This is a genomic window from Roseateles sp. (genome assembly GCF_039595295.1).
Lineage (GTDB): Bacteria > Pseudomonadota > Gammaproteobacteria > Burkholderiales > Burkholderiaceae_C > Roseateles.
In genome coordinates this window covers 14,897-33,178 of the sequence record NZ_JBCNLU010000018.1, presented here as the reverse complement: position 1 = coordinate 33,178, position 18,282 = coordinate 14,897, and the positions used below count along the sequence as shown (strand labels likewise).

The window sequence follows — 18,282 nt, the reverse complement described above, 5'->3', positions numbered from 1 at the left end:
CCTCTCCCGCAAGCGGGCGAGGGGGTAGGGCGGGCGCTCTCCCGCAAGAGGCGAGGGGCCATGCAGCTCGGTCCCGTATGACTCCCTCTCCCGCGGGGCGGGAGAGGGCAGGGGAGAGGGTGGGAGCGTCGCAGTACGCCAGCCCCTGCGGCCGCCGATAGCGGAACAAGCAGGTGGACGACAGCCTTATCCGGGCTTCTGAATCCGCGTGGAATGGTCCAGTACAGGCATGGGAAATTGCTTGCAGTACGCGTGACCATGACAGCCTCCACTCCGCGCCGGAGCACTCGGCGCGCCCTGACTTCCGTGTTCCACTCCGCCGCCGCGGCCGCTTTGCTGGCCGGCGTGGCCGCGCCCGCCTGGGCGCAGGACCCGCCGCCAAGCCGCTGCTCCGACGAGCGCACCTTGCCGCCCGCGCAGCTGTCCGCCAAGGATACGGCGCTGCTGGCGATCAGCGACTCCGACCCCCGCGCCCAGCTCCAGGAGCTGGTGCAGCGCGCGCTCGCCCGCAGCAAGGCGATCGGCGCGGTGCGGCTGCTGACGCAGTCCGCCGAAGCCGACCTCGCCGAAGCCAAGGCGCAGCGCCTGCCGACGGTGACGCTGGGCCTGACCGCCGGCCACACCGGCACCATCCTGCCCGGCGACGGCCCCGGCAACACCACCAGCGGTATGCAGGGGCGCGGCTCCGTCAGCGTCAGCGCGCCGCTGTGGGATTCCGGCCGCATCACCAAGCTGACCGAATGGCGCGCCCAGCTCGCCGACGCGGCCCGCTTCGGCCAGTCCAGCGCGGAGGAGCAGCTCGCGCTGCAGACCGTGTCGCTGGCGCTGGACCGCGGCCGCTATCAGCTGCAAGCCCAGGTCTACAGCCAGTACGTGCGCAAGATGGCTTGCCTGGTCGAGGCGCTGGACATCATCACCAAGGCCGACCGCGGCCGCGCCAGCGAGCTGGTGCAGGCGCAGAAGAGCCTGCAGCAAGCCGACCTGCAGTACGAGCAGACCACCTCCGCCCTGCGCCAGACCGAGGTCCGCCTGAAGCGCTTCGTCGGTGACGAGCTGCCCCGCAGCGCCGCGATGAGCGCGGTGCTGGCCCGGCTGCCCGATCTTGACGAGATGATGGCCGACGTGATGGTCTCCGCCGACGTGGCCCAGGCCTCCGCCACCGCCCAGGCGCAGCGCAGCTACGCCGAGTCGGTCCGCGCCGGCCAGCAGCCCAGCGTCAGCCTGCTGGTCTCCGGCAACACCACCGTCGGCCAGGCTCGCCAGACCGACTGGATCGGCGGCGTGACCGTCAACATCCCCATCGTCCAGCCAGGCGCGGATTCGGCGCTGACCTCGGCCCGCCGCCGGGCCCAGGCCGCCTCGCTGCAGCGTGACGAAACCATCGAGGCCAAGCGCTACCGCGTCCAGGAGATGTACGAGGCCGCGTCCTCGTCGCTGGACCGCTCGCGCCGCCTGGTCGACATCCTGCGCAGCAGCGAACGGGTGCGCGGTTTCACGCTCCAGCAATGGCAGCAGTTGGGACGCCGCTCGCTGTTCGACGTGATGGCCGCGGAGGGCGATTACTACTCGATGCGCATCTCCCATGTGAACGCGCTCTACGACGCCCAGCAGGTGATCGCCATCATTTGGTCGCAAGGGCGAGGGGTATCCACCCCGCTGCGTTGAGCGCCGGCCGGGCCATGCCCGGACCGCCAGCGCCAATGCCGATCCGCCCGCTGATCCGACTTCCTCTTTGACCCGCAGATCGCCTCCCGGAACGGGTGGCGTGCTGCGGGTTTTCCCTTTGCGAAGGTGGTCTGGCGCACTGTCGAAAAAGCTTACAGCGGGCCGTGCGGATGCCACGGTTGCCAATAAATTTCTTTATGAATCAATAACTTGACGAGCTGGCACGCTAGCTGCTTATCAAGAGCAGGCGACCTGAGAGGCTCGCTTCCCTCAAACAGGAGAGATTGATCATGATGAACAAGTTCAAGTTGGCCTGGGGTGGCGCGCTGCTGGCAATCGCTGGTGTGGCTCACGCCGATCCCTTCTTCATTGATGTCGGTACGGCCTTCGGCGCGCCCGGTGGCGGTCGCGTTTGCGCGACCTGCACCTCGATGAAGGACCAGTTCACCCTGCGCTATGACTCGCGCACCGTGATCACCGACGTCGGCACCCAGAACAACGGCATCACCGCCGGCGACACGACGCTGACCAGCGGCGGTCTGGCTGTCGGTGGCTGGGACACCAACGTCATCACCAGCCTGATCCCGAAGCAAGTTTTCGGCAACAACAGCGACAACGGCTACGGTGTTGATTGGCTGCTGAGCTTCTCGTTCAGCAATCTGGCTGGTGTCGTGACCGGCAATCTGGGTGCCGCTCCGCTGATCACCTACGGCCCGACCACGATCTCGATGTTCCTGACCTTCGACGGCAACACGAGCATCCGCTTCATGGACATCGCCATCTCCGGCGGTCAGTCCGACGGTCTGGGCACCGTGCTGTCCGGCAAGGCTGACTTCACCAATGTGGATCCGCTGATCGCCGCTCAATACGGCAACCTGTTCCACTCGTCGACCTACAGCTGCAACGGCTCCAGCGGCTTCTACGACATCTGGAAGAACTGCGGCGACCAGACCGCGATCAGCGTCGTGACCCACTTCGACACCGACATCACCGAGACCAACATCACCGCCAACGGCAACGGCACCTACACGATCGCCTCGAACCACGACGGCAGCGTGACCTTCGCCGTGCCGGAACCGGCGTCGCTGGCTCTGGTCGGTCTGAGCCTGGTCGGCCTGGCTGGCATCCGCCGCCGCAAGAACGCCGCCTGATCGGCATCCGCTCGCAGCCGGTGAAAGCCGGCTCGAACGACAAAGCCCGCCAATCGGCGGGCTTTTTCTTTGGGCGCTGAGATCGAGGGCAGGGCGGTGATCCCTGCTCGGCCTTCAGCCCTTCTTCTTGGGCAGCAGCAAGCTGCGCACGTACTTGAACATCAGCCGCGACATCGGATTGCGCCCGCCGCCCGGGCGCCAGGTCTTGACCATCTTGTTGAGGTAGGCGTCGAAGTGCAGGCCGCGCGGCGCGACCCGCGTCTCGCCGCGCTTGAGCAGCAGCTTGATGCCGTTGGCGCAGGCCACGCCGGCCGCCAGCTCGATGCCGATGCAGGTGGACGGGACCTTGCGCTCGAACAGATTCACCGTGCCGCGGTTGAGCAGGTAATGCCGCTGCAGCATGGCCGGCGAGACGCCGACGATGAACTTGATGATCTGCTCGCGGAAACGCTGCTCGGGGTCGCGCTCGGCCTCGGCGCTCAGGCCGCCCTCGAAATCAAAGTAATCGTCGAAGCTCATGCCCTCGGGGTCGAAGGCCAGGAATGCCGTGCCCATGCCCATGGGGGCCGCGGTTACCGCCGGAATCCCCAGCTCCTGGCAGCGCTTGAAGACCTTGCGCCGCAGATTCAGCGCGAAGATATCCAGGCTGTCCATATACAGATGGGAGCCGTGCAGAAACTCGTCGATGTTGTGGTCGTGGATGCCGCCGGGCATCAAATGGAGTTTGACCTCGGGATTGATGTCGGCCAGCGTCTCGGCCAGCGTGTCGAGTTTGTCCCGGCCCACCGTGGATGCGAACGCGCCGGCCTGCCGATTCATGTTGGGCCAGTCGAAGATATCCAGATCGGAAATACGGAAACCGCCCACGCCCAGTCGCGCCAGCGTCAGTGCATGGGTGCCGCCGACCCCGCCCAGCCCCCCGATGGAGACCCAGGTGTTGCGCAACTGCTCCTGCTCGGCTTCGGTGAGCCAGCCGATATTGCGGGAGAAGGCGTCGTGGTAGCGGAAGGGTCCCAGATCGTGGGATTGCGGCGCGGGGTTTGACGCGGGATTCGGCACGGGATTCAGCTCGGGATTCGTCGCGGAATTCGACATGGCCGTCCTCCTGATCTCTTGTGGGAGGCCGAGTGTATGCGCCACCCGCCCGCGCCGCCACGGCGGCGTGCGGCCGGTGGCGTCCAAGGGGTTTCCCTCGGTGCCTGGAAGCAACTGCGCGGCACGCGCGGAACTGCTTCAATCGGCGTTTCGCGGATAGCACGGAATTCCGTCACGTCAGGAAGAGGGCGCCCTCAGTCCGGGGGGTTCCCCCTGGGGCGCCGCTGAGGTGCAATCCGCTCAGCTTCCTGCAGGGGTGGACATGATGAAGAAGACTGGATCGAAGAACGTCCTGGCCAAGTTCGGCATCGCCGCATTGGCTGTTGTTTCGCTCGCGCTGTCGGGCTGCTCCACCGGGAAGCTGCCGCCCGCGCCGGTAGCCGCTTCACAAGCGGATTACAGCTACGTCGTCGGCGCCGGCGACACCCTCAACATCATCGTGTGGCGCAACCCGGAGCTGTCGCAGACCGTGCCCGTGCGCCCGGACGGCAAGATCGCCGCCCCGCTGATCGACGAGCTGCAGGTGCAGGGCAAGAACTCGGTCGAGATCGCCCGCGACATCGAGAAGCAGCTCGGCAAGTACGTGCGCGATCCGGTGGTCACCGTGGTCGTCACCGGCTTCGTCGGCCCCTACAGCGAGCAGATCCGCGTCGTCGGCGAAGCCGCCAAGCCGCAGTTCCTGCCCTACAAGCAGAAGATGACGCTGCTGGACGTGATGATCGCCGTCGGCGGTCTGACCGATTTCGCGGCCGGTAACTCCGCCACCATCCTGCGCACCGCCGAGGGCAACAAGCAGTACTCGGTCCGCCTCAAGGACCTGATCCGCCGTGGCGACGTGTCCGCCAACGTCGAGATGCGCCCGGGCGACATCCTGATCATTCCCCAGAGCTTCTTCTGACCGGGGGCTGACCCCGCTCTCCGCAGTACCGGCCCGCCGCGCGCGGGCCTTCCCGGCATGACTCGCCGGCGCAACAGAGATCGCCCCGCATGGATTCCCTCATCGCGCAACTGATGGCCGTCTTCAAGCGGATGTGGCGCTACCGCTGGCCCGGCCTGATCGCGGCCTGGCTCGTCGGCATCGTCGCCGCCGTGGTCGTCTTCGTCGTCCCCGACCGCTACGAAGCCAGCGCGCGCGTCTACGTCGACACCCAGTCCATCCTCAAGCCGCTGATGTCCGGCGTGGCCGTGCTGTCCAACACCGAGCAGCAGGTGTCCATGCTCAGCCGCACGCTGATCAGCCGCCCCAACGTGGAGAAGCTGGTCCGCATGGCCGACCTGGACCTCAAGGCCAACAGCAAGTCCGACCAGGAAGCGCTGATCGACCGCGTGACCCGCAACCTGTCCATCCAGACCGCCGGCAACAGCGCCAACAACCTGTACCTGCTGTCCTATCGCGACTCCTCGCCCGAGGTGTCCAAGAAGGTCGTGGCCTCGCTGCTCAACATCTTCATGGAGTCCAGCCTGGGCAACAGCCGCCGCGACAGCACCACCGCCGCCACCTTCCTGAACGAGCAGATCAAGAACTACGAGACCAAGCTAGAAGAGGCCGAGGCCCGCCGCAAGGAGTTCCGCCTGCGCAACCTGGCCATGACCGCCGCCGACGGCAAGGACTCCGCCGCCCGTCTGGCCGAGGCCAACGGCCTGCTCGAGGCCGCCCGGCTGCAGCTGCGCGAGGCCGTGAGCGCGCGCGACTCGGCTCGCTCGCTGCTCGAGGCCGAGCAGAAGCGCGCTTCCGCCGGCGGCACGCTGTCCAGCCTGATGCAGGAGAGTTCGCAGAAATTCGCCACGCCCGAGCTGGACAACCGCATCTCGGAGCTCAAGCGCACGCTGGACCAGCTGCAGCAGCGCTACACCGACCAGCATCCGGACGTGGTCAACACCAAGCGCCAGATCAAGGACCTGGAAGACCAGCGCCGCCGCGAGGTAGCCGACCTGCAGAAGGCCGCGCTGGCCAGCCCGATCGCCGCCGGCGGCCGCAACGACAGCCTGGCCAACCAGGAGCTGGCGCGCACGCTGGCGACCAAGGAAGTCGAGGTGGCCCAGGCCCGCGCCCGCGTGGACGAGTTCGCCGGCCGCTATGCAGTGGCGCAGGGCGCCATCAAGATGGCGCCGCAACTCGAGGCGGAGTTCGCGCAGCTGAACCGTGATTACGACGTCATCAAGAAGAACTACGAGGAGATGGTGTCCCGGCGCGAATCGGCCTCGCTGTCGACCGACCTGGACAACACCTCGGGCGTGGCGGACTTCCGCATCATCGACCCGCCGCGGGCCACGCCCAAGCCGGTGGCGCCCAACCGCCTGATGCTGATGGCCGGCGGCCTGGTTGCCGCGCTGCTGGCCGGTCTGGTGACGGCCTTCGCCGCCAGCCAGATCCGCCCGGTCTTCCACGACCTCAATGAACTGCGCCACCGCCTGGAGCTGCCCATCCTGGGTGCCGTCTCCCGGCAGGAGACGCCGGAAGACCGGCGTCGCGCGAAAGTGGATCTGCTGCGCTTCGGCGTGGCGTCCGGCAGCCTGGTGAGCCTGTACGCGCTGGGCCTGATCGGCATGGCCATCTGGCTGAGCCGCCAGGTCGGCTGAAGGGACGACGCAATGACGAGCCTGATCGAACAAGCCGCCCGGCGGCTGGAACAACTGAAGCAGGCCGGCGTGGACGTCGGCCAGCCCACCCCGGTGGCGACGCCGACCGCCGCGCCGGCGCCGGCCGAGGCGCTTGCGCAGCCGGTCGCTCAACCGGTGGCACAGCCGGCCGTGGTGCCGCCCGTGGTCACCGCCCGCCCGGCCTCCGACGGCCATTCCAAGCGCATCGAGCTGGACCTGGACGCGCTGACCGCGCAGGGCTTCCTGACGCCGCAGGCGCCGCGCACCGTGATGGCGGACCAGTACCGCAACATCAAGCGCCCGCTGATCCGCAACGCGATGCACAAGGGCGCCTCGTCGCTCAACCATGCCAACCTGATCATGGTGACCAGCGCCCTGCCGGGCGAGGGCAAGAGCTTCACCTCGCTGAACCTGGCCATGTCCATCGCGGCCGAGTTCGACAACACCGTGATGCTGGTGGACGCCGACGTCGCCCGCCCGTCCATGCTGCGCATGCTGGGCCTGCCGCCCGGCCCCGGCCTGCTGGACGTGCTGGAGAAAGAGGCCGACATGGCCAGCGTCCTGATCAAGACCAACGTCGACAAGCTGACCCTGCTGCCCAGCGGCCGCCCGCATGCGCGCGCCACCGAACTGCTGGCCAGCGACGCGATGAGCGCGCTGCTGGACGACATGGCCAAGCGCTATCCGGACCGGATCATCATCTTCGACTCCCCGCCGCTGCTGCTGACGACCGAGTCGCGCGTGCTGGCCTCGCACATGGGCCAGGTCGTCGTCGTCGTCCAGGCCGAGCGCACGCCGCAGAGCGCGGTGCAGCAGGCCGTCGCCGCGATCGAGAACTGCCCGCTCAAGATGGTCCTGCTCAACCAGGCCAGCCCCAAGCCGGGCAGCGGCTACGGCTATGGCTACGGCTACGGGTATGGCTACGGTTACGGCTACGGCGAGACCGACGGCGCCGGGCATGCCGGCGCGGGCTCGGCCGGAGCAGGCAAGGCCTGACCCCGACGATGAGCGCAATGACGCCGATGACCCGCCCCTTCGTCGCCCGCCGCCGGCCGCTGTCGCTGGCCAGCCTCGCCGCCTTGGGCGCGCTAGCGGTGCTGGCCCACGCGTCCGCGCGCGGCCAGGAGGCAGGAACCGGCGTCGACGCCAATGCCAGCGCCGCCGTCGGCGGCAAGGCCAGCGGCTCGACCGGCGGTCGCAAGGGCCTGTCGGTCACGCCGCGCGTGTCCGTCACCGAGACCTGGACGGACAACCTGACGCTGGCGCCGGACGGCGCGCGCGACAAGGCCTTCATCACCGCGATCTCGCCGGGCATCACCATCAACAGCAACAGCGGCTGGCTGCGCGGCGTCTTCGACTACACCCTGGACGGGTTGATCTACACCAAGAGCCCCGAGAAGTCGCGGGTCCAGAACCAGCTCAACACCAAACTCACCGGCGAGCTGGTGCCGCAGGCGCTGTTCGTGGACGTGACGGGCAACATCAGCCAGCAGTCCATGTCGGCCTTCGGCCAGCAATCGCCCAGCAGCCAGCTGGACAGCCCCAATCGCACCGAGACCCGCACCCTGCAGGTCTCCCCGTACTGGCGCGGCACGCTGGGCCAGTTCGCGACCTTCGAGCTGCGCGCCAGCGGCCAGATCCGCGACAGCAGCGACGGCGGCACCGGCCTCGGCACCGCCAGCAGCGGCGACAGCAAGGAAGGTCAGCTCAGCCTGAACCTGCGCGGTCCGCAGGGACGCACGCTCAACTGGGGCCTGTCGGCCACCACGCAGCGCGTCCATTACGACCAGACCGGCGTGGACAACCGCACCAGCACCGCGCTGGGCTCGCTGTACTGGATCCCCGACGTGGACTGGACGCTGGGCGTCAATGCCGGCGTCGAACGCAGCGATTACTTCGGGAAGGACACGACCGCCGTCTACGGCGTGAACTTCCGCTGGACGCCCACGCCGCGCACCCGCATCGACGGCGACTGGCAGCGCCACAGCTACGGCAACAGCCATCTGCTCTCGCTCGAGCATCGGATGTCGCAGATCTCGCTGCGCGCGGTGAACTCGCAGAGCGTGGTCACCGCCAACACGCCCAGCGGCCTGGGTACGAACTATCAGCTGCTGGACCAGCAGTTCCAGGCCTCCGAGCCGGACCCGGTCAAGCGCGACCAGCTGGTGCGCCAGCTGCTGGCGCTGATGGGTCTGTCGCCCGACGCGATCACCGGCAACGGCTTCATCAGCAACGCCGCCTCGCTGCAGCGCCGCACCGAAGTGTCCGTGGCCTACAACGGCCAGCGCCTGACGGCGACGCTGTCAGGCAGCGACAGCACCTCCTCGCGCCTGGGTCTGGCGCCGACAGGCACCGGCGACCTGTCGCTGACCGACCGGCTGCGCATGCGCGGCGCATCGGTCGCGCTGGGCTACCGCCTCACCCCGCTGAGCACCGCCAGCGTCTCCTACACCCGCCAGCACAGCAGCGGCGACGGCGTCGGCTCGACCGACATGAAGTCGCTGCAGGCCAACGTCGCGATCCGGCTGGGACCGCGCACCGACGCCAACCTGGGTCTGCGCCACACGACCTCGACCGACAAGGTGTTCGTGGCCAACCTGGGCGGCTCGGGCTATCGCGAGAACGCGCTGTTCGCGTCGCTGTCCCAGCGCTTCTAACGCTTCATCACCGTCATGTACGAGGCCTTCTACGGGCTGGCGAGCAAGCCTTTCCAGCTCAGTCCCGATCCCAGCTTCTACTTCGGCAGCAAGCAGCACCGCCGCGCCAAGGCGTATCTCGACTACGGCGTGCTGCGCAGCGACGGCTTCATCGTCATCACCGGCGAGATCGGCGCGGGCAAGACCACGCTGGTGCGCGGTCTGCTGGACAGCCTGAACCGCAGCAACGTCGTCATCGGCAACGTGGTCACGACGCAGCTGGACGCCGAGGACACGCTGCGCCTGGTAGGCGCCGCCTTCGGCGTACGCGTCAAGGATCTGCCCAAGAGCGAGCTGATCATGGCCCTGGAGGCCTTCTTCGTCAGCGAGGCCAGCCGCGGCAAGCGCTGCCTGCTGATCGTCGACGAGGCGCAGAACCTGACCGCGCGCGCGGTCGAGGAGCTGCGCATGCTGTCCAACTTCCAGTTCGGCAACCAGTCCCTGGTGCAGACCTTCCTGGTCGGCCAGCCGGAGTTCCGCGCCATCCTGCAGCGGCCGGAGATGGAGCAATTCCGCCAGCGCATCGCGGCCAGCTGCCACATCGGTCCGCTGGACGAGGAGGACACCCAGCGCTACGTCGAGCACCGCCTCAAGTGCGCCGGCGCCGAGGGCAAGCCCAGCTTCGACGCGGACGCCTTCGGCGCGCTGCACAAGGCCAGCCAGGGCATCCCGCGCCGCATCAACACGCTGTGCGACCGGTTGCTGCTGCTGGGCTTCATGCACGAGAACCCGCACCTCACCGCCGCCGACGTGGAGGAGGTGGTGAAGGACCTGGCCAATGAATCGGCGTCGGCGCCACCGCCGCCGCTGCGTGGCGTGAACGGCGCGCACGCGGCCGACGACGACGAGGTGGTGCTGGACCTGGACCTGTCCCGGCTGCGCGCCCGCGTGGGCGGTGATGCCGATCTGGGCGCGCTGGCGCAGGACCTGGCGGGCCTGAGCCTGGACGGCCAGGACGCGCGGCTGCAGCGCATCGAGGACAGTCTGCTGCGCCTGGAGCGGATCAACACGCAGACCTTGGCGCTGCTGCAGAAGCTGGTGGGGGTGGTGAAGTGACGAGCATCCTGAACGCCGGCGGCCGGCCGATCCGCAACGCGATGAGCATCGACGTGGAGGACTACTTCCAGGTCTCCGCCTTCGCCCCCTACATCGCCCGCGGCGACTGGGACAGCCGCGAGTGCCGCGTCGAGCGCAACGTCGGCCGCATCCTGGATCGCCTGGACGCCAGCGGTGTCAAGGCGACCTTCTTCACGCTGGGCTGGATCGCGCAGCGCTATCCGCAGCTGGTGCGCGAGATCGTCGCCCGCGGCCACGAGCTGGCCAGCCACGGTTTCGGCCATGAACGCGCCAGCGACCTGGACCGCGCGTCCTTCCTCAAGGACGTCGGCGACGCGAAAGCGCTGCTGGAGGACCTGGGCGGCGTCGAGGTCAAGGGCTACCGCGCGCCCAGCTTCTCGATCGGCAAGGACAACCTCTGGGCCTTCGACGTGCTGGCCGAATGCGGCTACCGCTACAGCTCCAGCGTCTATCCCATCCAGCACGATCATTACGGCATGCCGGATTCGCCGCGCTTCGCGTATGAAGTGCGGCCGGGCCTGATCGAGGTCCCGGTGACCACGCTGCGCTGGCGCGGCAAGAACTATCCCAGCAGCGGCGGCGGCTGGTTCCGGCTGCTGCCCTACGGCGTGACGCGCTGGATGATCGAGCGCTTCAACCGCATCGAGGGCCGCAGCGCGGTCTTCTACTTCCATCCCTGGGAGATCGATCCGGAGCAGCCGCGCATCCCCGGCATCGACGCCAAGACCCGCTTCCGCCATTACGTGAACATCGACCGCACCGAGGCCCGCATCGCGCGCCTGCTGGGCGACTTCCCGTGGGGCCGGATGGACGAGATCTTCCTGGCACCGGAAGGCGCCGCGCGGATGGCCGCATGAGCGCGCTGCCGGTGTCCGGGACGCCCGCCTCGAGCGCGGGATCAAGCGCGGCCGAGACGACGGGCGCCACGGCGGCCGGCGCGGCCGTGGGCAGCCCGAAGGTGCATCGTCTGGCGCTGGACGACGCGGACGGCGCGCGGCGCTGGGACGCCTTCGTGCGCGAATGCCCGTCGGCGACCTTCTTCCATCTCTCGGCCTGGCAGCGCATCATCCGCCGCCAGTTCGGTCATCAGGGCTTCTTCCTCTACGCCGAGCGCGACGGCCGCATCGAAGGCGTGCTGCCGCTGGCGCAGAACAAGAGCCGGCTCTTCGGCCATGCGCTGGTGGGGCTGCCCTTCGCGGTCTACGGCGGCGTCGCCGCGCTGAACGAGCATGCGGCCACCGCGCTGGAGAACGAGGCGCAGGCCATCGCGCGCCAGCTCGGCGCGGAGCATCTGGAACTGCGCAACGTCCAGCGCCGTCATGCCGACTGGCCGCATCAGGATCTGTACGTCACCTTCCGCAAGGAGATCCTGGCGGACGAGGAGGCCAACATGCTGGCCATCCCGCGCAAGCAGCGCGCGATGGTGCGCAAGGGCATCAAGAACAACCTGAAGGCCGAGATCGACCGCGACGTCGGCCGCTTCTTCGCGCTGTACGCCGACAACGTCCACCGCCACGGCACGCCCGCCATGCCCAAGCGCTACTTCCAGACGCTGCTGGACGAGTTCGGCGACGACGCCGAGGTGCTGATCGTCAGCAGCGAGCAAGGCGAGCCGCTGTCGGGCGTGCTCAGCTTCTACTTCCGCGACGAGGTGCTCCCGTACTACGCCGGCGACGCGGTCGCCGCGCGCGACCTGGCGGCCAACGATTTCAAGTACTGGGAGCTGATGCGCCGCGCCTGCGCGCGCGGTCTCAAGGTTTTCGACTACGGCCGCAGCAAGCAGGGCACGGGCAGCTACTCGTTCAAGAAGAACTGGGGCTTCGAGCCCACGCCGCTGAACTACGAGTACCAGCTCTACCAGCGCGACGCCGTGCCGCAGAACAACCCCAGCAACGCCAAGTACCAGCTCATGATCAAGGCCTGGCGCAAGCTGCCGATCTCCGTCGCCAACTGGCTCGGTCCCTTCATCGTCCGCAGCCTCGGTTGAGGATCCCGGCATGGCCAACATCCTCTACCTGGTCCACCGCCTGCCGTACCCGCCCAACAAGGGCGACAAGCTGCGCTCGTACCACCTGCTCAAGCACCTGGCCGCCGGACACAAGGTCTGGCTGGGCAGCTTCATCGACGACGCCGAGGACTGGGCCCATCTGCCCGCGCTGCGCGAGCAGTGCGCCGAGCTCTTCGTCGCCGGCTTGAATCCGCTGACCTCGCGCGTGGCCAGCCTGCGTGGCCTGCTCACCGGCGAGGCGCTGAGCCTCCCGTACTACCGCCATCGCCAGATGCGCGACTGGATCGCCCGCGTCGCGCGCGAGCAGCGCTTCGACGCGGTGGTGGTGTTCTCCTCGACCATGGCCCAGTACGCCGAGCAGCTGCAGCAGCTGGCCGGCCCGGTGCCGATGCTGGTGGACTTCGTGGATGTGGACTCGGCCAAGTGGTCGGACTACGCCAAGGCCAACCGCTGGCCCATGTCCTGGCTCTACCGGCGCGAGGGCCGCGAGCTGCTCGCCTACGAGCGCCGCGTCGCCGAGCGCGCGCGCTGCAGCTTCTTCGTCACCGAGGGCGAGAAGGCGTTGTTCCAGCGCCTGTCCGAGACCGCCGCGCCCGTCGAGGCGCTGGGCAACGGCGTGGACAGCGGCTATTTCGCGCCGCTCCCTCAGCAGGCCAGTCCTTTCGATGCCGACGAATTGCCGCTGGTCTTCACCGGCGCGATGGACTACTGGCCCAACGTCGACGCGGTGCAGTGGTTCGTGGCCGAGGTGCTGCCCGAGCTGCGCCGTCGCTGGCCCACGCTGCGCTTCACCATCGTCGGCCGCGCGCCGACGCCCGCGGTCCTGGCACTGGCCGGCGACGCGGTGCGCGTCACGGGCACTGTCCCCGACGTCCGTCCCTATCTGCAGCATGCCGCCGCGGTGGTGGCGCCGCTGCGCCTGGCGCGCGGCGTGCAGAACAAGATCCTGGAGGCGATGGCCGTGGGCCGCCCTGTGGTGGCCGCGCGCAGCTGCGTCGAGGCGCTGGGCGCCGACGGCGTGCAGGCCGGCCAGGACCTGCTGTCGGCCGACAGCGCGGCGGACTATGTCGACCTGGTCCATGCGCTGCTGAGCGCGCCCGCGCGCGCCCAGGCCATCGGTCGTCAGGCGCGCGAGCGCGTGCTGCGACAGTTCAGCTGGCAGGCCCATCTTTCCAAACTCGACGGCTACCTGCCGCGGGAGCAGGCGGCATGAGCGCGACCATCCCCTCCGCCGTGCGGCTGCAGGGCATCCCCCAGGTCTGGCGCCGCCCGCTGGCGGTGCTGCTGCTGCTGGTCGTGGCGCTGTTGCTGCTCTATCGCCAGACGGCGGTGGGCATGGTCTCGATCTGGTGGCGCTCGGGCACCTTCACCCACGCCTTCCTGGTCCCGCCGATCGCGCTGTGGCTGGCCTGGCGCCGCCGCGCCACCGTGCTGCCGCTGACGCCGCGCCCCGTGCCCTGGCTGGCGTTGCCGCTGGTCGCGCTGGGCGCGGTCTGGCTGTTCGCCGACTTCGCCGCGATCAACGCCGCGACGCAGCTGATCCTGGTGGCCATGCTGGTGCTGCTGGTGCCGGCCGTGCTGGGCTGGGCGGTCACCCGCGAGATGGTCTTCCCGCTGGCCTTCCTGTTCTTCTGCGTGCCGGTGGGTGAATTCCTGCTGCCGCAGCTGATGGACTGGACCGCCAAGTTCACCGTCATCGCCCTGCGCCTGAGCGGCATCCCGGTCTATCAGGAGGGGCTGCAGTTCATCATCCCCAGCGGCCAGTGGTCGGTGGTGGAGGCCTGCTCCGGCGTGCGCTACCTGATCGCCTCGGCCATGGTGGGCACGCTCTACGCCTACCTGAGCTACCACTCGCTGCGCCGCCGCATCGGCTTCATCGCCTTCGCGCTGGCGCTGCCGCTGGCGGCCAACTGGGCGCGCGCCTACCTGATCGTGATGATCGGCCACCTGTCCGGCAACACGCTGGCGGTGGGCGTGGACCACCTGATCTACGGCTGGGTCTTCTTCGGCGCGGTGATGCTGGCGATGTTCCTGATCGGCTCGCGCTGGGCGCAGCCGGATCTGCCGATGGTCGCGCGCCCGCAAACGGCGCCGGCCCGCGCCGCCTCGTGGTGGCCGGCGGTGGCCGCCGTCGCGCTGGCGGTGGTGCTGCCGCAGGCCGCGGGCGCCTGGCTGCGCCAGGGTCATGCGGCGCCGGTGACGACGCTGCCCATGCTCGCCGCCGCGCCCGGCTGGGAAGCGCGCGAGCTGCCCGCCGACGCCTGGTCGCCCGACTTCGACGGCGCGAATGCCGCGCTGCATCAGCAGTTCCTTGCGCGCGATCCGGCGCTGGGCGCGGAGGCGCCGGCCGTCGGCCTGCACCTGCAGTTCTTCCGCGACCAGGATTACGAGCGCAAGCTGGTCGCCTCCAGCAATGCCGTCGTCGCGGCCGAGGACAAGCACTGGGCCGTCACCGGCCAGGGCAGCGCGAGCTTCACGCCCGCCGGCGCCGCGGCGGTGCCGGTGCTGAGCACGCAGGTCCGCGCCTCCTCGCTGAACGCGATCAACGCGCCGCGCATGCTGGTGTGGCATGTCTACTGGATCAACGGCCGGCCGATGACCAACAGCACCCAGGCCCGCCTGTGGGGCGCGCTGGAGCGACTGCGCGGGCAGGGCGACGACGCGGCGCTGGTGCTGGTCTACACGCCGTTGGACGAGCAGGCTCCGCGCCGCCTGGACGCCTTCCTGCGCCAGCACTGGGGCGTGATCGACGCCGAGCTGCGCCAAGTGCGCGACGCGGGCCAGAAGGCCGCGCCGGTGGCCACGGCGGGAGCGGTCCGATGAGCGCCGTCCCGGTCGATCCGCTGGACGCGGCCGGCCTGGCCGCCCGCGCCGCCGACACGCGGCCACTGGTGCTGCACGTGATGTACCGCTTCGACACGGGCGGACTGGAGAACGGCGTCGTCAACCTGATCAACCACATGCCGGCGGAACGCTACCGCCATGCCATCGTGGCGCTGACCGAGGTCACCGACTTCCGCCGCCGCCTGCAGCGCGACGACGTCGACTGCTACGCGCTGCACAAACCGCCGGGGCAGGGCTTCTGGCTCTATCCGCAGCTGTACCGGTTGTTCCGCGCGCTCAAGCCGGCGGTGGTCCACAGCCGCAACCTGGCGGCGCTGGAAGTGCAGCTGCCGGCCTGGGCCGCGCGCGTGCCGGTGCGGGTGCACGGCGAGCACGGCCGCGACGTCGGCGACCTCGACGGCCGCAACCGCGCCTATCAGCGCGTGCGCCGCTTCTACAAGCCCTTCGTGTCGCACTACATCGCGCTGTCGCGCGACCTGGGCGACTACCTGACCGACGCCATCGGCGTGCCGTCCGCTCGGGTGAGCCAGTTCGTCAACGGCGTGGACACGCAGCGCTTCCAGCGCGCGGGCGTGGAGGCGATCCCGGGCTGTCCCTTCGATCCGGCCGCGCACTGGCTGATCGGCACCGTGGGCCGCATGGCGCCGGTGAAGGACCAGACGATGCTGACCCGCGCCTTCATCGCGCTGATCGCGCAGGCGCCCGAGCTGCGCGAGCGCGCGCGGCTGGTGCTGGTCGGCGACGGCCCGCTGCGGGCGCAGTGCCAGGCGCTGCTCGACGAGGCCGGCTTGAGCGATCTGGCCTGGCTGCCGGGCGAGCGCACGGACATTCCGGCGGTGATGCGCGGGCTGCACGTCTTCGCGCTGCCTTCGCTGGCCGAGGGCATCTCCAACACCATCCTCGAGGCGATGGCCAGCGGCCTGCCGGTGGTCGCGACCGAGGTCGGCGGCAACGCCGACCTGGTCACCGCCGGCCGCACCGGGCTGCTGGTGCCGGCCGCCGCGCCGGACGCGATGGCCGCGGCGCTGCTGCGGCTGGCCCGCGATCCGGCCGAGGCGGCGGCCATGGGCGAGGCCGGCCGTCGCCGCGTCGAGGACGACTTCAGCATGCGGGCCATGGTCGCCCGCTATCAAGGCCTGTATGACACGTTGCGCGGCCACAATGCCGGCAGCGGCAAGAACTGACGTCGGCCTCACAGCCGGCAAAGAGCGGGAACACGACCATGTGCGGAATCAGCGGACTCTTCGACACCCGGGGAAAGCGCGACTTCGATGGCGCGCTGATGCATCGCATCAACGACGCGCTGCATCATCGCGGCCCGGACGAGGGCTCCATCCATCTGCAGCCCGGACTGGCCTTCGGCCACCGGCGGCTGTCCATCATCGACATCGCGACCGGCCAGCAACCGCTGTTCAACGCGGACCGTTCGGTGGGCATCGTCTTCAACGGCGAGATCTACAACTACCAGGCGCTGACGGCCGAGCTGACCGCGCTGGGCTATCAGTTCCAGACCAAGAGCGACACCGAGGTCATCGTCCACGCGTGGTCGGCCTGGGGCGAGGACTGCGTGCAGAAGCTGCGCGGCATGTTCGCCTTCGTCATCTGGGACAAGGCGCGCGATCAGCTCTTCATGGCGCGCGACCGGCTGGGCGTGAAGCCCATGTTCTATGCGCTGCTGGATGACGGCACCCTGGTCTTCGGCTCCGAGCTCAAGGCGCTGCTGGCCCATCCCGGCCTGAAGCGCGACATCGTGCCGCAAGCTGTCGAGGAGTACTTCGCGCTGGGCTACGTGGCCGAGCCGCGCACCATCTTCCGCCAGGCCCTGAAGCTGCCGCCGGCCCACACGCTGGTGATCAAGCGCGGCGATCAGCGCCTGGGCCAGCCGCGTCGCTACTGGGACGTCAACTTCACGACGGACAACAAGATCGACGAGGTCCAAGCGCAAGAGGAGCTCACGCGCCGCCTGCGCGAGGCGGTCAAGCTGCGCCTGATCTCGGAAGTGCCGCTGGGCGCCTTCCTGTCGGGCGGCGTGGACTCCAGCGCCGTCGTCGCGATGATGGCCGGCGAGACCAACGGGCCGGTCAAGACCTGCTCGATGTCCTTCGACGACCCGCAGTACAACGAGTCCGAGTTCGCCCAGATGGTCGCGGACCGCTACAAGACGGATCACCACGTCGAGATGGTCCAGAGCGACGATTTCGACCTGATCGACACGCTGGCCCGACTCTACGACGAGCCCTATGCCGACAGCTCCGCCATCCCGACCTACCGCGTCTGCCAGCTCGCCCGCAAGCATGTGACGGTGGCGCTGTCGGGCGACGGCGGCGACGAGAGCTTCGGCGGCTATCGCCGCTACAAGCTGCACATGATGGAAGAGCGCATGCGCGCCAGCCTGCCGCTGGGGCTGCGCAAGCCGCTGTTCGGCACGCTGGGCAAGCTCTATCCCAAGGCCGACTGGGCGCCGCGCGTGTTCCGCGCCAAGACGACGTTCCAGGCGCTGGCGCGCAACTCGGTCGAGGCCTATTTCCACACCATGTCCGTGATCCGCGACAACGAGCGCATGCCGCTGTACAGCGCCCCCTTCAAGTCGGAGCTGGGCGGCTACAACGCGCGCGACCTGTTCCTGCAGCATGCGGAGCGCGCGGGCACCGACGATCCGCTGGCGCTGATCCAGTACATCGACACCCACACCTACCTGGTCGGCGACATCAACACCAAGGTCGACCGCGCCTCCATGGCGCATTCGCTGGAAGTGCGCGAGCCGCTGATGGACCATCCGCTGGTCGAGTGGCTGGCCACGCTCCCGTCCCACCTGAAGCTGCGCGGCGGCGAGGGCAAGTACCTGTTCAAGAAGACGCTGGAGCCGCACCTCCCGAACGACGTGCTGTACCGGCCCAAGATGGGCTTCGCCGTGCCGCTGTCGCGCTGGTTCCGCGGCCCGCTGCGCCAGCGGGTGCGGAACTCGCTGCTGGGAGGACCGCTCGCGGATTCCGGCATGTTCGATCTCAAGACCGTGGGCCAGATGGTCGAGCAGCACGAGAACGGCAGCCGCGATCACAGCACGCCGCTGTGGACCCTGCTGATGTACGACGCCTTCCTGCGCAACGTGATGGGCGCGTCGTCGATGCGAGAGGCGGCCTGAGCT

Annotated in this window: 14 protein-coding genes; 13 read left to right on the top strand and 1 reads right to left on the bottom strand. The window is 69.0% G+C overall.

The genetic code is table 11. From position 1 onward, the window contains the following. Positions 1–306 precede the first annotated feature (306 nt). Complete coding sequence (locus ABDW59_RS14545; RefSeq protein WP_343630551.1) at positions 307–1,665, top strand: TolC family protein; 1,359 nt, start codon at positions 307–309, stop codon at positions 1,663–1,665. 290 nt (positions 1,666–1,955) lie between these two features. After that, the gene (locus ABDW59_RS14540) at positions 1,956–2,816 is read left to right on the top strand and encodes a PEP-CTERM sorting domain-containing protein (RefSeq protein WP_343630550.1); all 861 of its coding nucleotides are present in this window, start codon (positions 1,956–1,958) and stop codon (positions 2,814–2,816) included. Positions 2,817–2,930: 114 nt separating this feature from the next. On the opposite strand, the gene ABDW59_RS14535 is transcribed toward ABDW59_RS14540, so the two are convergent. Continuing rightward, positions 2,931–3,911: a ThiF family adenylyltransferase gene (locus ABDW59_RS14535; RefSeq protein ID WP_343630549.1), complete on the bottom strand. Its 981-nt coding sequence runs from the start codon at positions 3,909–3,911 to the stop codon at positions 2,931–2,933. Positions 3,912–4,176: 265 nt separating this feature from the next. On the opposite strand from ABDW59_RS14535, the gene ABDW59_RS14530 reads away from it, so the two are divergent. From ABDW59_RS14530 to ABDW59_RS14480, 11 genes are all read left to right on the top strand, one after another. Continuing rightward, entirely contained in the window at positions 4,177–4,809 is a 633-nt protein-coding gene (locus tag ABDW59_RS14530; RefSeq protein WP_343630613.1) for an XrtA/PEP-CTERM system exopolysaccharide export protein, read from the top strand. Positions 4,810–4,898: 89 nt separating this feature from the next. Beyond that, entirely contained in the window at positions 4,899–6,491 is a 1,593-nt protein-coding gene (locus tag ABDW59_RS14525) for an XrtA system polysaccharide chain length determinant (RefSeq protein ID WP_343630548.1), read from the top strand. A gap of 12 nt (positions 6,492–6,503) precedes the next feature. Then, positions 6,504–7,508, top strand: a complete 1,005-nt coding sequence (locus ABDW59_RS14520; RefSeq protein WP_343630547.1) for an XrtA-associated tyrosine autokinase — start codon at positions 6,504–6,506, stop codon at positions 7,506–7,508. A gap of 8 nt (positions 7,509–7,516) precedes the next feature. Continuing rightward, on the top strand, positions 7,517–9,169 hold the full coding sequence (locus ABDW59_RS14515) for a TIGR03016 family PEP-CTERM system-associated outer membrane protein (RefSeq protein ID WP_343630546.1): 1,653 nt from the start codon (positions 7,517–7,519) through the stop codon (positions 9,167–9,169). 15 nt (positions 9,170–9,184) lie between these two features. Beyond that, a complete protein-coding gene (locus ABDW59_RS14510; protein ID WP_343630545.1) occupies positions 9,185–10,264 on the top strand; it encodes an XrtA/PEP-CTERM system-associated ATPase in 1,080 nt (359 codons plus the stop codon). A gap of 41 nt (positions 10,265–10,305) precedes the next feature. Then, positions 10,306–11,142, top strand: coding sequence for an XrtA system polysaccharide deacetylase (locus ABDW59_RS14505; RefSeq protein WP_343630612.1), 837 nt, complete (start codon positions 10,306–10,308; stop codon positions 11,140–11,142). After that, entirely contained in the window at positions 11,139–12,272 is a 1,134-nt protein-coding gene (locus ABDW59_RS14500; RefSeq protein WP_343630544.1) for a FemAB family XrtA/PEP-CTERM system-associated protein, read from the top strand. The genes ABDW59_RS14505 and ABDW59_RS14500 overlap by 4 nt, the downstream gene beginning before the upstream one ends. Before the next feature lie 10 nt (positions 12,273–12,282). Next, positions 12,283–13,506: a TIGR03087 family PEP-CTERM/XrtA system glycosyltransferase gene (locus tag ABDW59_RS14495; protein WP_343630543.1), complete on the top strand. Its 1,224-nt coding sequence runs from the start codon at positions 12,283–12,285 to the stop codon at positions 13,504–13,506. Further along, entirely contained in the window at positions 13,503–15,116 is a 1,614-nt protein-coding gene (gene xrtA, locus ABDW59_RS14490) for an exosortase A (RefSeq protein ID WP_343630542.1), read from the top strand. Before ABDW59_RS14495 ends, xrtA begins: the two co-directional genes overlap by 4 nt. Beyond that, the gene (locus tag ABDW59_RS14485; protein WP_343630541.1) at positions 15,113–16,321 is read left to right on the top strand and encodes a TIGR03088 family PEP-CTERM/XrtA system glycosyltransferase; all 1,209 of its coding nucleotides are present in this window, start codon (positions 15,113–15,115) and stop codon (positions 16,319–16,321) included. Before xrtA ends, ABDW59_RS14485 begins: the two co-directional genes overlap by 4 nt. Before the next feature lie 38 nt (positions 16,322–16,359). After that, positions 16,360–18,279 carry an XrtA/PEP-CTERM system amidotransferase gene (locus ABDW59_RS14480; RefSeq protein WP_343630540.1) on the top strand — a complete coding sequence of 640 codons (1,920 nt, stop codon included), beginning with the start codon at positions 16,360–16,362 and terminating at the stop codon, positions 18,277–18,279. The last annotated feature ends 3 nt before the right edge of the window (positions 18,280–18,282 follow it).

What these genes read in the sequence shown, in the direction of transcription:
- ABDW59_RS14540 (WP_343630550.1), top strand. Translation starts at nt 1,956, where the DNA reads ATGATGAACAAGTTCAAGTTGGCCTGGGGTGGCGCGCTGCTGGCAATC.
- ABDW59_RS14535 (WP_343630549.1), bottom strand. Translation starts at nt 3,911, where the DNA reads ATGTCGAATTCCGCGACGAATCCCGAGCTGAATCCCGTGCCGAATCCC.
- ABDW59_RS14530 (WP_343630613.1), top strand. Translation starts at nt 4,177, where the DNA reads ATGAAGAAGACTGGATCGAAGAACGTCCTGGCCAAGTTCGGCATCGCC.
- ABDW59_RS14525 (WP_343630548.1), top strand. Translation starts at nt 4,899, where the DNA reads ATGGATTCCCTCATCGCGCAACTGATGGCCGTCTTCAAGCGGATGTGG.
- ABDW59_RS14520 (WP_343630547.1), top strand. Translation starts at nt 6,504, where the DNA reads ATGACGAGCCTGATCGAACAAGCCGCCCGGCGGCTGGAACAACTGAAG.
- ABDW59_RS14515 (WP_343630546.1), top strand. Translation starts at nt 7,517, where the DNA reads ATGAGCGCAATGACGCCGATGACCCGCCCCTTCGTCGCCCGCCGCCGG.
- ABDW59_RS14510 (WP_343630545.1), top strand. Translation starts at nt 9,185, where the DNA reads ATGTACGAGGCCTTCTACGGGCTGGCGAGCAAGCCTTTCCAGCTCAGT.
- ABDW59_RS14505 (WP_343630612.1), top strand. Translation starts at nt 10,306, where the DNA reads ATGAGCATCGACGTGGAGGACTACTTCCAGGTCTCCGCCTTCGCCCCC.
- ABDW59_RS14500 (WP_343630544.1), top strand. Translation starts at nt 11,139, where the DNA reads ATGAGCGCGCTGCCGGTGTCCGGGACGCCCGCCTCGAGCGCGGGATCA.
- ABDW59_RS14495 (WP_343630543.1), top strand. Translation starts at nt 12,283, where the DNA reads ATGGCCAACATCCTCTACCTGGTCCACCGCCTGCCGTACCCGCCCAAC.
- xrtA (WP_343630542.1), top strand. Translation starts at nt 13,503, where the DNA reads ATGAGCGCGACCATCCCCTCCGCCGTGCGGCTGCAGGGCATCCCCCAG.
- ABDW59_RS14485 (WP_343630541.1), top strand. Translation starts at nt 15,113, where the DNA reads ATGAGCGCCGTCCCGGTCGATCCGCTGGACGCGGCCGGCCTGGCCGCC.
- ABDW59_RS14480 (WP_343630540.1), top strand. Translation starts at nt 16,360, where the DNA reads ATGTGCGGAATCAGCGGACTCTTCGACACCCGGGGAAAGCGCGACTTC.